The 14,083-nt window shown below is 47.0% G+C and carries 9 protein-coding genes; 6 read left to right on the top strand and 3 right to left on the bottom strand.

Going from position 1 to position 14,083, the window contains the following annotated elements; translation table 11 throughout:
- Positions 1–8: 8 nt before the first annotated feature.
- From PKOR_RS12810 to PKOR_RS12800, 3 genes are all read right to left on the bottom strand, one after another.
- The gene (locus PKOR_RS12810) at positions 9–1,490 is read right to left on the bottom strand and encodes a RagB/SusD family nutrient uptake outer membrane protein (protein ID WP_046311241.1); all 1,482 of its coding nucleotides are present in this window, start codon (positions 1,488–1,490) and stop codon (positions 9–11) included.
- A gap of 18 nt (positions 1,491–1,508) precedes the next feature.
- Complete coding sequence (locus tag PKOR_RS12805) at positions 1,509–4,475, bottom strand: SusC/RagA family TonB-linked outer membrane protein (protein WP_046311239.1); 2,967 nt, start codon at positions 4,473–4,475, stop codon at positions 1,509–1,511.
- Positions 4,476–4,746: 271 nt separating this feature from the next.
- Complete coding sequence (locus PKOR_RS12800; RefSeq protein WP_200897368.1) at positions 4,747–7,608, bottom strand: ligand-binding sensor domain-containing protein; 2,862 nt, start codon at positions 7,606–7,608, stop codon at positions 4,747–4,749.
- 317 nt (positions 7,609–7,925) lie between these two features.
- Here PKOR_RS12800 and PKOR_RS12795 point away from each other — a divergent pair, with 317 nt between their 5' ends.
- The 6 genes from PKOR_RS12795 (at position 7,926) to bioA (ending at position 13,994) form a co-directional block, all read left to right on the top strand.
- Positions 7,926–8,726 (top strand): SDR family oxidoreductase, encoded by an 801-nt coding sequence (locus PKOR_RS12795; RefSeq protein ID WP_046311237.1) that lies wholly within the window; start codon positions 7,926–7,928, stop codon positions 8,724–8,726.
- A 118-nt stretch (positions 8,727–8,844) separates the two neighbouring features.
- Positions 8,845–9,495, top strand: coding sequence for a hypothetical protein (locus PKOR_RS12790; RefSeq protein WP_235336291.1), 651 nt, complete (start codon positions 8,845–8,847; stop codon positions 9,493–9,495).
- A 291-nt stretch (positions 9,496–9,786) separates the two neighbouring features.
- Positions 9,787–10,788: a biotin synthase BioB gene (gene bioB / locus PKOR_RS12785; protein ID WP_046311234.1), complete on the top strand. Its 1,002-nt coding sequence runs from the start codon at positions 9,787–9,789 to the stop codon at positions 10,786–10,788.
- A 64-nt stretch (positions 10,789–10,852) separates the two neighbouring features.
- Positions 10,853–11,989 carry an aminotransferase class I/II-fold pyridoxal phosphate-dependent enzyme gene (locus PKOR_RS12780; RefSeq protein ID WP_046311233.1) on the top strand — a complete coding sequence of 379 codons (1,137 nt, stop codon included), beginning with the start codon at positions 10,853–10,855 and terminating at the stop codon, positions 11,987–11,989.
- Positions 11,986–12,600 carry a dethiobiotin synthase gene (gene bioD / locus PKOR_RS12775; protein WP_046311231.1) on the top strand — a complete coding sequence of 205 codons (615 nt, stop codon included), beginning with the start codon at positions 11,986–11,988 and terminating at the stop codon, positions 12,598–12,600. Before PKOR_RS12780 ends, bioD begins: the two co-directional genes overlap by 4 nt.
- Positions 12,601–12,677: 77 nt before the next feature.
- On the top strand, positions 12,678–13,994 hold the full coding sequence (gene bioA, locus PKOR_RS12770) for an adenosylmethionine--8-amino-7-oxononanoate transaminase (protein WP_046311229.1): 1,317 nt from the start codon (positions 12,678–12,680) through the stop codon (positions 13,992–13,994).
- Positions 13,995–14,083 lie beyond the last annotated feature (89 nt).

Raw genomic sequence — 14,083 nt, 5'->3', positions numbered from 1 at the left:
AATAAAAATTAGTATCCAGGGTTCTGAGTCAAGATGCCGTTACTCAATATAATCTGCTGCTGCGGAATTGGGAACAGCTCGTTTTTACCTGGGGTAAACTGCTTTCCATGCGCTTGTAGCACTTCAGCTGCTCTGCCTTGGCGCACCAGGTCGAAGAAACGGTCGCCGTTCTCCAGGGCAAGCTCGACACGACGCTCATGCCAGATAATCTGTCGCAATTCCTCCTGAGAAGCAGACTCTATAGGCTCAAGCCCCGCTCTTACACGTACGCGGTTCAGGTCATCAAGGGCCTGTTGGGTATCTCCCAACTCGTTGGCAGCCTCAGCGCGCATCAGCAATACCTCCGCAAAACGCAGGATGCGTATGTTCTGATCTTTAGCATAACCGCACTCATTGGTTACAAAGCTGGGCACGTAAGCTTTTTGGTTGTAGCGAGGGTTTGGAGCTGCCTCTGTTATCACATCTCCCTCAGGGGTAGTTTCGCCTCTGAACAGGATGGTGGCATCCAGGCGCTCATCTCCTTCTTCAAAAGCATTCACAAGATCCTCGGTAGGCTCCACAAAGCCCCAGCCAAACTGGCCACGAACACCCTGCACTTCCGCCCACTGGCTGTTAGAGGCAGAGCAGTTTCCTGGTATTGTCTGTGCTTCAATCTCGAAAATAGATTCAGCATTATGTTCGCCGGCAATGCGGAAAATGCTGTAGTAGTCCTCCGCAAGGGTATATCCCAAGCCTTCCACCTGGTTTGCAAGGTTTACTACCTCCTGCCAGTTTTCCTGGTATAGCTGCACTTTTGCCAGCATGCCTAAGGCTGCACCCTTGGTAGCACGACCTCGTTCAGCAGCTGGATAAGTTGCAGGAAGTACCTGGCTGGCCTCCGTTAGGTCTTGTACAATCTGGGCGTATACTTCCTCGCGGCTGGCTCTCGGCAGGTTAAGTGTTGCAGGGTCTTCCTGCTGACCAGGCTGTGGTACTGACAAACGAAGTGGAACACCTCCAAAGGTTCTAACCAGGTTAAAATAATGGTAAGCACGGAAGAACTTTGCCTCTGCCAACAGACGCTCTTTCAGCGCTTCGTCCATAGAGATGAGCGGCACGTTAGAGAGCACCTGGTTTGCAAGGTTTATAGCCTGGTACTGTCCGTTCCAGTAGCCATTCAACTGCCCTTCGGTGGCAGTCAGGGTAAAGTTGTCATACTCCTCCATGAAGCCGGCATCACCAGGAACGCTACCTTTTTCGGCGTTGTCGGAGGCGATAGTAGTGATAGCAAGGTGAGCAAACGCACTCACGTTCCACTCCCGCAGGTTACCGTAAATGGAGTTTACAGCAAGTAAAGCATGTTCAGGAGTCTGAAAGAACTCCTCCCCTACTGGCTCACCTTCAGGCTCCACATCCAGGAAATCTTCTGAGCAGGAAGCCAAACCTCCAATGGCCAGGGCGCTGAGAAACACAAATGAATTGCGCTTAATGTTATAAAGTATATTTTTCATAAAGTCTTTTCCTGTTTATTAGAATGTAGCATTAACACCAAAGTTGTAGGTAGCCGACAGCGGGTAAACATTTCTGTCTATACCCTGGCTTACAGGGGCACCGCCAACTTCAGGAGAGAAGCCATTATAATCGAACCATGTTACTGGGTTCTGGGCGTTTATATAAACTCTCAGGTTTTGCATCTTCAGGCTCTTCACCAGCGAAGTAGGCAGGTTGTAACCCAGCTGCAGGTTTCGGATTCGGATGTAATCACCCTTCTCTACATAGAAATCATTCGGGTCAAGGTTTCTGCCTGTCAGGTCAGCGGATGGATAACTGTTAGATGTACCCGGTCCAGTCCAGCGGTTATCGAAGAAATCTTTATCGTAGTTCTCGTTGCCGTAGCGCACGTTGCGGTTACCATTGTAGATATCCACATCAGCCACACCTTGGATGTCTAACTGCAAGTCGAAGCCCTTGAAGCGGAACCCTGTGTTAATACCATAGATGAATCCTGGGTTCGGGTTACCGATGATGGTTTTGTCTCGCTCGTCGATTACCTGATTGCCATCAAGGTCTCTGTAACGGAAATCACCTGGGCTAGCATTCGGCTGTGCAGATCCTTCTACTTCCTGCTCATTCTGGAAAATGCCCTCTACCTCATAGCCATAGAAAGATCCGATTGGGTCGCCTACGCGGGTAATACTTACCTGATAGCCACCTACTGGCAGGTTACCATTGAAGAAAGCAGCATTTTCGATAGCCACTCCGGTTACTTCGTTTCTGTTTCTGGAGAAGTTAAAGCCAATGTTATAGCTGACGTCAGTGCTAATCTCATCGCTCCAGTTAGCTATAAACTCTAAACCTCTATTGCGGAAGGTGGCATAGTTACCTCTGATTTGACCACCCAATCCCAAAAAGCCTAGAGGTGTTACACCAAAGATGGCATCATCAGTTTTCCTGTTGTACCAGTCTGCTTCAACAGTCAGTCGGTTATTTAGGAAGCCCATTTCAACGCCAAGGTCTACCTCTTCCACCACTTCCCAGAATAATGTTGCAGGAGGAACAGTGTTTATATTCCAGCCTGGATAAAGTACGCCATTGCGAATTGCTCCCAATCGGGGATCTGTACTTACTGTTGACCTGTAGAGGTTAGCAGGGATGTTGTTGTTACCCAATCTACCCCAGCTTGCACGCAGTTTCAGGTTATCAAAGATTGTCTGATTCTGCATGAAGCCTTCTTCAATCACTCGCCAGCCTAAACCTATAGAAGGGAAATACTCCCATCTGTCGCCGCGAGGGTAGTTAGATGAGGCATCGTAACGCAGGGTGGCTGTAAGCAGGTAGCGGTCCAGGAAACTATAATTTACCCTACCAAAGTAGGACACGAAAGTACCTCTTGCACCACCTGCATCAATATTGTAGGTTTCAGGATCACCCAGGTCAAGGTATAGGTTAGCTTCTGAGTTGAACTCCACGTCGTTTACCGAACCGGTAAAGTAGTTTGACTTATCCTCCTGAGCTGAAGTACCTAATAAGGCTGTGATTTCATGATTGCCGAAAGATTTGTCATAGGTCAGGGTATTTTCCCATAGCCACATATTTGACTTGCTTCTTCGCTGAGTCAGCAGGCTTCTGGTAGCGAACTGCACAGTAGTAAGCGAATCACGTGATCTATAGTTGGTGTATTCGTCTATGCCATAGTTCAGGCCAAGGCTAGAACGGAAAGTAAAGCCATTGAGGAACTTTACCTCACCAAAGGCATTAGAAGTTAAGCGCTGGCCATTAGATTTCTGATAAAACCAATCAAGAGAGGCTTGCGGGTTAGCAAAGTTACCGATTGGAAAGTCAACAGGATCTCCGTAGCGGCCGTTTGCTTTAAATACAGGTATAACCGGTGGTGCTACATAAGCCTGGTAGAAGATATCACCTGGGATATCGTCAGAGTTATAGTTGTAGAAGATACCGTTGTAACCTACTTTTATATTTTCACTAATCTGGATGTCAGTCTGCAAACGAGCCGTAATTCGCTCGTACTCATTACCTTTTATGATTCCTTCCTGATTTAAATAACCAGCACTTGCACTGTAAGTTACTTTTTCAGAACCACCTGAAGCTGTAACCTGGTGGTTGTGAATCATAGCTGTACGAAGTATCTGATCATACCAATCGGTAGAAGGCAGATTTGTTGATAGCAGCTCTGAGCCGTTTTTCTCATTTACAGCTGTTGCATACTCGCTGGCATTAGTCATTTCGAGTTGGTTTGTAACTCGCTGCACCCCTACAAAACCATTGTAGTTTACAGTAGCCTCACCAGACTTACCACGCTTGGTAGTTACCAACACAACGCCGTTTGCAGCACGCACACCATAAATTGCCGCACTCGAAGCATCCTTCAGAATCTCAATAGATTCGATGTCAGCAGGGTTCAGAAAAGACAGGTCGTTTACAAAGGTACCATCTACTACATACAGCGGATCTGCGCTACCAAGAGCTGAACCTGTACCACGAATTCTAATTTGAGGAGAAGCACCTGGCTGTCCTGTGTTAGTAATGTTTACACCAGCTACTTTACCCTGCAAAGAGCTTACCGGGTTCTGTGATGCTTGCCTTACCAGTTCTTCACTCTTTACTGAAGCGATAGAACCGGTCACGTCGCGTTTTTCCTGAACGCCATAACCAGTAACTACTACCTCCTGTAGTGTTTCAGTATCTGTCTCCAGCTGAATATTAATTGTAGAGCGGTTATCAACTGGCACCTGCGCATTCCGGTATCCCAGGTAGCTCACAGCTAAAGTACCATCTGCTGGCGCACTAATAGTATAGTTACCATTGGCGTCGGTCTGTGTACCGGTGCTGGTTCCTTGTACCACAACACCCGCACCAATTAGCGGTTGCCCGGTAGATGCGTCGGTCACCCTACCCTGCACAGAAATTGTATTCTGTGCGAATGAGAGGTGAACCGTCAGCAGGCACATGACGAGTAGTAAAATTTTTCTCTTCATACGTTTTATTGAAGCTTATTTTAAAGATAGGTTGATGTTATAAAAGTCAGGAAAAGGGATTCGCCCCCCAAATAATCTACCACTACAATACCTCATCATAGGCAAAAACAGTGAGTACTTACATGGATTTATAGTACGTCAAAATGCTAAAGTGAGCATATACTTCTGTATACGTTGGGGAGGTATTATAGATGAAGCATACAAACAAAAAATGCCGCCTGAGGCTATTTTCAGGCGGCATGAGAGGTAATGATGAGGTAGTGATGTAGTACTACAGCTCCATCACAAATTCCACAAGGTTCTTATCGTGGTCCATATTGAGCTTCTTGCGCAAGCGGTAGCGGCGCAGCTCTACACCACGCACCGTTATATTAAGAAGTGATGCAATTTCTTTGCTCGACATGTTCATCCGGAGGTAGGCACATAGCTTCATATCATTCGGAGTGAGCTCTGGATATCCCTCCTTCAGCTTCTTAAAATAGTTGGCATTCGTTTCATCAAAGCTCTTCTCAAACAGCTCCCAATCGTTTTGAGAACTCATGCCCTCGGTAATAATTTTTTGTATTTTCCTCAGGTGCTTCTCCGGCAACTTGTTCCCATCTGCATCCTGCAGTTTAGCAAGCTCATGGCTAATGTTCTGCAGCATCTCGTTCTTGTTAACAATGTTCAGAGCCGTGCTGGCAAGCTCTCGGCTCTTGCTCGATAGCTCCGACTTTAGCTGTTCATTCCTAACCTTCACAAGTTTCTGCTCATGTTGTATAGCCTCCTGCCGCAACTGCTCCTGCTTCTCTTTCTCGAGCTTCTCCTGAATTCGCTGCTTGTCTCGCTGCAGCTTTACTTGATAAAGGCGGCGGCCCAACAGTAACAGCACAGCAGCCAACAGTACATATAGTATGTAAGCCCACCAGGTAGCATACCACGGTGGCAATACTACAAACTGGTATATTGTAGCCTCTGTTATAGTCTCGCCGTTTATGCGGGCACGTACCTTAAAGCTGTAGTCTCCGTGGCCCAGGTTAGTGAACTCCCTTAGCGTAGCTGTGCCCCAAGGCGACCATTTGGTGGTATAGCCCTCCAACAGGTACTGAAACTCTACTTTAGCCTGCTTAAAGTATGGCAGTGCGTAAGATATGCGGATGTTGTTCTGGCTGAACGGCAACTCCAGCAATTCAGCTCCTTTTCCGGTTTCCGTTAGCAGGCGCTGTTTGTTTGTTATGTTCTCTACCCTGCGGATCAGCACTGGAGGCACAGCCATATTCTGCGGAGACTGAGACTCAGTACTATAAACCACAAAGCCATCATCCATACTTATTAAATAAATGGAGTTGCTTATTTTGCTGATGCTTTCATACTCCTGCACCATTCGGCCATCCAGAATACTAAACAGGTTTGTATGGATGCGGGGTTGCTGTAAGTCTGTTAGATCAACTAAGGCTACTTTACCACTATTTACGAACCAATACGCTTTACCCGAGGCAGGAAGTATACGATTGGATGTTGCCAGTGATCCTATCTTTGAATTTAGCTCTTTATAAGGCTGAAACTTATTTTCCTGCTCATTGAAGTAGTAAAAGCCTGTGCCTGCTGAGAAGAGCAGGCGGTCAGCAAGTCTTGAGATGTTAAGCTTGTAAACACTAGGCAGGCCTTGGCTTGTGTCGAAGCTCCGGACTTCTGTTACCTTCTTAAGGTCAGCACTAAGCGACAAGCGGAACAGCCCTTTATAGGCATGGCTTACCCAAATATTACCTTCCTGGTCCTGCTCGACATGTTTGCTAGGCTCCACAAAACCGTCCACCATATGGTCAAAAGCCCAGTAGCCGTCTTTCCCCTTACGATATACTGCCAAGCCTGTATAGGTACCTTGAATCAGAACAGAGGGCGAAGACTGCAGCTTTTTGATGGTCCAACCACCTTTTACATCAGATATCTTTACCAGCTCACTTCCCTCTACCCTGAAGGTTCCTTCGTTGTGTCCGCACAATAACTCCCCATCTATTACAGCTAGCTCCCAAACCTGCCCTTGGGAATTCCTGATCATCTGGAAACTAAGGTTCTGCGAAGCATTAGATACACCAGGGGACCAGTTGCTATAGTATAGTCCCTGGTTAGTGCCAAGGTAGATTCTACCTTTATGAATGATGCTGCTGTATACAGTCCCGAAGTTGCCAACTTTATCAAAGTAAAAGTATAGCGGTGAGTTTACTTCTATCCTGTCTATACCATTATCTAAACCCACCCACAAGTCCTGGTTAGCACCTGCAAAGAGATTAAGCACCGTGTTGTTTTGCAGTCCGCTGCTCTTGTTTAGCTTATGAATTAACTTCCCGTCCTCGTCCAGAATTACAACACCGTTCAGGATAGTGCCAAAAGCAAAGAGTTTGTTACCGACTTTTACACCATTGTTAAGCTGATAAGTCCGTAGGAAATTGTCTGCCTCGTTCTGCCAGGGAGTAAAATCAACTCCATCGTACAGGAACAATCCATTCTTAGCTGTGCCCACCAGAATACGATTATCGGCAAAGGGTAAAACTGTAAGCACACCAGAGCTACCGAGTTTCTGGCTGTTCTGCACAAAATAAAGCTTCTCCCCCTTCAGCTCATAAAGCCCCTTTGAAATTACCTCAACAAAGTAGCGTTTGCCGGCTTTGTGCAGAAATAAATAAGGCTCATCAGCTTTTAGTGCAGTTACCTTACCTTTCTGGTATATGTAGATATTTCCGAAAGACTGAAAGTATACTTTATCTTCCTCCACATAGATTTTCCATATCTCGTCAGTTGGCCGCTGCTCTTCCGGTATAAAATCAACCAAAGAAGTATAGCGGAATTTGCCTTCCTGGTTATAGCTCCAATAACCCAGCTCTCCGAACCCTCCAACATATATGCGTCCGTTGTTATCTGCGGCAACAGCACGAACAATTAACTTGTTCGGCATTTGGTACAGCTGCCAATTGTTTCCGTCAAAGGCCAATAACCCACTAGAGTTGCCATAGTACATAACGCCATCGGCGCCACGTGCTACAGCCCAATTCTGGTTTCCTGCGTGGTATATTTGTTTTGTATAATTCTGAATATAAGGAAAACCCAGGTTGTGGAACGATTCTGCGGAAGCCCTGAAAGAGAATATCAGGAGCATTAACAGAAAAACAAGTCTACAAAGACTCCATTTCTTCATAAAAGACAACATCAAAGTTTCTTTTGCATGCATTTAACACCAATATGCTAAAACTACAGCAAACTCTCACTATATCCGGGGTTAAGAAATCAGCTGCAGCAACTACCATAAAAGTACAAATTATACTTATTATCATATTCTGCTATTGCTATTCGCTATTCCAGAGTTACTGCCTCTTAACCTATTGAGTACAATCTTGCTATCAACTTACAGAGACCTATACTTAAAACGGCAATTTTGCTTCTATCTTTCGTATACCTATTCCAAAATTGGATATTATGGAAGAAAATAAACTAAAAGGGAAAGTAGCCTTGGTAACAGGAGCAAGTTCTGGTATAGGTCAAGGTATAGCGATAGCTATGGGGCATGCCGGCGCTAAAGTAGTGGTCAATTTTCACTCAGATGAAGATGGGGCACGCGACACACAGAAGTTGATAGAAGACGCTGGTGGCGAAGCAATAACAGCCCGAGCAGATGTTAGTAAGGCAGAAGATGCACAAAAACTAATTGACACTGCTGTTGAGCATTTTGGTAGGCTGGATATACTTGTAAACAACGCTGGGATACAGAAAGACCAGGAATTCTTAAAGATGACACTGGAGGAGTGGCAGAAAGTAATTGACACTAACCTGACCGGTCACTTTTTATGCGCACAGGCTGCAGCGCGCGAATTTGTGAAGCGAGAGGTAAAGCCTGAGGAGAAGACGTCTGCCGGCAACATCATCTTCATCAGTTCTGTGCATGATATTATACCCTGGGCTGGGCGGGTTAACTATACCGCCGCCAAAGGAGGCCTTCAGATGATGATGAAATCTTTAGCTCAGGAGCTGGCAAAGTATAAAGTGCGGGTAAATGCTATCTCCCCAGGCGCTATCAAAACAGACATCAACAGAAAAGAATGGGAAACAGAGGAAGGCCGTAAAAAGATGCTCTCTCAGATACCTTATGGCCGAATAGGTGAACCGGAAGACATTGCCAAGGTAGCTGTCTGGCTAGCAACTGATGAGGCTGATTATATTACAGGCTCTACTCTTTATGTGGACGGCGGCATGACGCTTTATCCTTCCTTCAGTGAATAGAGTACTCCATACCTGCACATAAGGCTGATCATGTAAGCGCTAAATACCTGAACCAAATCAACATCCCCAATTTTTAAGCGTACTCATCTGAGGAGAATTGATCTATGAAACAAACTGAATGAAAGGAAAACAAATTATGTCGATAAAAGATATTTTCAATAAAGTAAAGAAAGAGGCCAAGGTGCTTCAGGGCGAAGACACCAAAGACAAACTTTTTCAGAACGAGAACACCTATCCTACTGAGCAAGAGGCCATCGCAGCATTTGAGCGCTCTAAAGAAAAGCTTTTTAACGTGAACAGCTGGACAAAGCTTTCCGGTGTCAATTCTACCTTCGAGTTGTATGACGACCATGGCCGCCGCACCACAGCCTTAACGCCAAAGATCGGGTACTACATGAAAATAATTCTGCCAGCCTCGACCATTGAGAACTGGGTAAAGATATCAGGCCTGCGCGAAGAGGAGAATTTGGCTGAATTTGTCGTGCATCCGAGCGAAAAGCCGAAGGAGTTAGGCCACGGCGATGCTGAGGTCGAGCACTTCTTCATCAAGGAAGCCAGCAGTACCTTTAGGGTAACCCGCGAGGGCAACACCATCCACGGGTACGAAATAGGTAAAGATGAGGGCATTAACAACCAGGGCAAGGAGGCCGGCGACCGTGCCGTACTTAACACTTTCGTGGCTGAAGGCGGCTGGGCCCTCTTCCAAGAGTTACAGTGGGACAAGTTAACCCGCTACCTGGTGCACCTGGAGGAGGCAGCCGAAGAGTAGTTAAAGTATAAAATCAGTATAGAAGAGCACTTGGCAACAAGTGTTCTTTTCTAGGATTTGCTGTATTCAAAGTAAAGTATATACCCCCAGCCCCTGCCCTCCAGCAGGGGCTTTTGTTTTCCACACTTGGTCTGCTAAACAAATTTTCTCAACAAATCAACAAGGTAATTTATCCACACAAAACCCACACTAGCTGAACCAGTTAACTATTTATCCACTAAAACTGCGCATACTTTTGATTTTTAAATCCTAAATCTTCAAATTACCTTCGTACCCCAAAATACGAATACCATGACACAGAACGGACAAAACACAGCTCTCCGCAACGACTGGAGTCTGGAGGAAATAGAGACGATTTATAACAAGCCGGTATTGGAACTGATTGTAGAGGCAGCCAATGTGCACAAGCAGTATCAAGCCACTGGCGAGGTGCAGGTTTGTACCCTGTTGTCTGTGAAAACTGGCGGCTGTTCAGAAGATTGTGCTTACTGTCCGCAGGCGGCACGTTACCATACAGGTGTAGATGTGCACAAACTGATGAGCCAGGAGCAAGTGCTAACAGCTGCACAACGTGCCAAAGAAGGCGGTTCTACTCGTTTCTGTATGGGTGCTGCATGGCGTGAGGTACGCGATAACCGCGACTTCGATAAAGTTTTGGACATGGTAAAAGGCGTTAACGACCTTGGCCTGGAAGTATGCTGTACTTTAGGTATGGTGAACGAATACCAGGCGGAGCGCCTTAAAGAGGCTGGCCTGTATGCCTACAACCATAACCTGGATACCTCAGAAGAGAACTACGAAAATATTATTACCACCCGCACTTACGACGACCGCCTGAACACAATTGACAATGTGCGCAAGGCAGGTATATCTGTATGCTCCGGTGGCATTATAGGTCTTGGCGAAGCAGACGAAGACCGCATCAAAATGCTGTATACCCTGTCTACAATGGAACAGCATCCAGAGTCAGTGCCAGTAAACGCTTTGGTACCGGTTAAAGGTACACCGCTGGAGAACCAGCCACTGGTGTCTGTATGGGAAATGGTACGCATGATTGCTACTGCCCGTATCCTGATGCCAAAATCTATGGTACGTCTATCAGCAGGTCGTGAGCGCATGAGCCTTACAGAACAGGCACTTTGCTTCCTGGCTGGCGCAAACTCTATCTTCACGGGTGAGAAGCTATTGACTACCCCTAACCCAGATTTCGACGCTGACAAAGCAATGTTTGAACTTCTGGGCCTGAATCCAAGAAAATCATTCAAAGAAGAAGGTCAACCTGTAGTTGGCTAGGCAAAGGAGCTCTTGACAAAAGACAAAATGTTTTAATTATATTAACTTTTAAATATATTATCTTTTGTCTAAAAGTACATTGCTTGATAAACTACAGCAGAAGCTGGCGGAGCGGGCAGCGCAGGGAACTTTGCGAGCCTTAAAAACCACCACCGGCCTTACTGACTTTTGCTCTAACGATTACCTCGGCCTTGCTCGCTCAGAAAAGTTGCGGGCTCTTATCCACAAGGAAGAGGTCAAACACAAGCATCTGCCTTTGGGAGCAACCGGCTCCCGACTTTTATCAGGTCACCACCCACTGTTTGAGGAGCTGGAAAGTTTAATTGCGCGCTACCACCATGCGGAGGCTGCGTTGCTTTTTAACTCTGGCTACGCAGCTAACGTGGGTTTATTGTCGGCACTACCCCAACGGGGCGATACTGTGTTTTATGATGAGGCAAGCCATGCTTCCATGAAGGACGGACTTCGCCTGAGCTTTGCCAAAAGCTATCCTTTCCGTCACAACAACGTGAAGGATCTGCGGCAAAAGCTAAAGCATGCAGCCGGACAGGTTTATGTACTGGTAGAGTCTGTTTACTCTATGGATGGCGACCAGGCACCGCTTCGGGATCTGGCACAACTTTGTAACCAACAACAGGCAGCTTTGATTGTGGATGAGGCACATGCAGTGGGCCTCTATGGTGAGAGAGGAGAAGGACTTGTTTCAGCCTTAGGCCTGGAGCAGGAAGTATTTGCACGCGTGCTTACTTACGGGAAAGCCATGGGTTTACATGGCGCCGCTGTTGTAGGCCCTCAGATACTGTGCAACTTCCTTATCAACTACAGCCGCGCGTTTATTTATACTACCGGGTTGCCAACGCATGCGCTGGAGGCCTTAAAGTGCGCCTATACCCTATTGCCTGAACTCGGAGAAGAGCGGGCACGGGTAAAGAAGCTAGCGCACCTATTGTACCAAAAACTGAACAACTTAAGCGGCATTCGCTGCACTCCGGAGAACAGTGTAATACTTTCTGTTTTCCTGCATCAGCCTCAGCGGCTCAAAGAGCTGGCGGCTGCGCTGCAACAAAACGGTTTTGACGTGCGCCCCGTGCTGCCTCCTACTGTGCCTGCTGGCACTGATCGGCTGCGCGTGATTGTGCATGCTTTTAATACAGAAGAAGAAATTGAGGGCCTCGTGCAGGCCATAGCCAAAGGTACATGAAACAATATTTTGTAACAGGCATCGGAACGGACGTTGGCAAAACAGTTGCCGCAGCCATACTTACCGAAGCCCTGCAAGCCGACTACTGGAAACCTGTGCAAGCGGGTGGCTTGGACTTCACGGATACAGACACTGTAAAGAGTCTGGTTTCTAATGAGCATTCGGTATTTCATCCGGAGGCATACCGCCTCAAAATGGCAGCATCGCCTCATAAGGCTGCTGCTGCTGAGGGTGTAGAGATCGATGTGAAAGGACTACGCCTGCCTGAAACCCAAAACAACCTGATAGTAGAGGGAGCTGGTGGTCTGATGGTGCCTTTAAATAAAAGATACCTTGTACTGGACCTGGTGCAGCAACTTGGCCTGGAGGTAGTGTTGGTATCCCGCAACTACCTTGGCAGCATTAACCATACGCTACTTACAGCAGAAGTACTACGCTACCGCAAAATTCCGGTAGCAGGTATCATCTTTAATGGAGAGGAAAATACTACTTCCGAGGACTTTATTGTGAAGTATACTGGCTTACGCCGCCTGCCTTCCATCCGCCAGGAAGCTGATTTCTGCAAAGACACTGTAGCAGAGTACGCAAAAACATTTGAAGGGTATTTATAGAAGAGATAACCTATAGGAGAGACTTTACACACTGTTAGTACGGTGGTTTATACTCATCCACTCAACAATAACTGAATATGAATTTAGCCGAACGTGATCATAACGTTATCTGGCATCCTTATACTCAAATGAAAACAGCAGCGCTTCCTATTCCGATTGTTCGGGGCGAGGGGGCGCTTTTGTTTTCAGAGGATGGCCAGACTTATATCGACGCCGTAGCCTCTTGGTGGGTCAACCTGCACGGGCACGCACATCCTTATATTGCAGAAAAAGTAACCGAGCAGCTTCAAACACTGGAGCACGTCATTTTTGCAGGCTTTACACATACGGCCGCAGTTACCTTTGCTGAGCGCTTGCTGCAAATACTTCCACAAAACCAGCGTCGCATCTTTTACTCTGATAACGGCTCTACTGCAGTAGAGGTCGCCATGAAAATGGCCATACAATACTGGAACAACATCGGCACACCCAAGAGAAAAATTGTTGCCTTCCGCGATAGCTACCACGGCGACACCTTTGGTGCCATGTCGGTAAGTGCCCGTAGTGCCTTTACAGCTCCATTTTGGTCATATTTGTTTGAGGTAGCTTTCATAGATGTTCCCACAGCCGGTAATGAGCAGGAAACGCTGAAGCAATTGGAAGCTTTTGCGCAGGAGGGTGATGTTGCAGCTTTCATCTATGAGCCACTGGTACTGGGCACAGCCGGAATGGTTATGTACACGCCAGAAGTACTGAACCAACTGCTTGAGATTTGCCAGAAAAACAACATACTAACTATTGCCGATGAGGTAATGACTGGCTTTGGCCGCACAGGCCGCACTTTCGCCACTGATTACCTGCAGCAGAAGCCTGATATGGTATGCCTGTCGAAAGGCTTGACAGGCGGTACCATGGCCTTAGGCGTGACTTCCTGTAGTGAGAAAATTTACGAAGCATTTCTGCACGAGGACAAGAGCAAGACCCTTTTTCACGGGCACAGCTATACAGCTAACCCCGTGGCCTGCGCCGCCGGCCTGGCCAGTATGGACCTGCTCTTGCAGCCGGAGACTCAAGAAAGCATACAGCGTATTGGGCAGCGACACGCAGACTTTGCCCAAAGTATAAAAGACCTGCCGCAGGTGCTGGAAGTACGGCAGCAGGGTACTATTCTGGCTGTGGAGTTTGAAGACGGTGGAACCTCCTATTTCAGCGAGCTGCGCGACACGCTCTATAGCTTCGGCATCGACAACGGTGTGATTCTTCGTCCGCTGGGTAACATTATTTACGTTATCCCGCCTTACTGCATTACTAACGAACAACTGGAGCAGATTTACCAAACCATACTCGGGATGCAGGAGATCGTTACAGGCAGGCGGCACCACCCGCGCCCGGACCTGGACATGCTGCACGATTAATGCCGATACTCGCAACTAGTTAAAACATACCAATACTCCTTGGCGGCTGATACGCTCTCATCATAAACAGCCGCCAAGGCCAAAACTTC

The sequence above is a fragment of the Pontibacter korlensis genome (assembly GCF_000973725.1).
Lineage (GTDB): Bacteria > Bacteroidota > Bacteroidia > Cytophagales > Hymenobacteraceae > Pontibacter > Pontibacter korlensis.
Note: the sequence above shows the minus strand (reverse complement) of the source record. Positions and strands in the feature narration are given on the sequence as shown.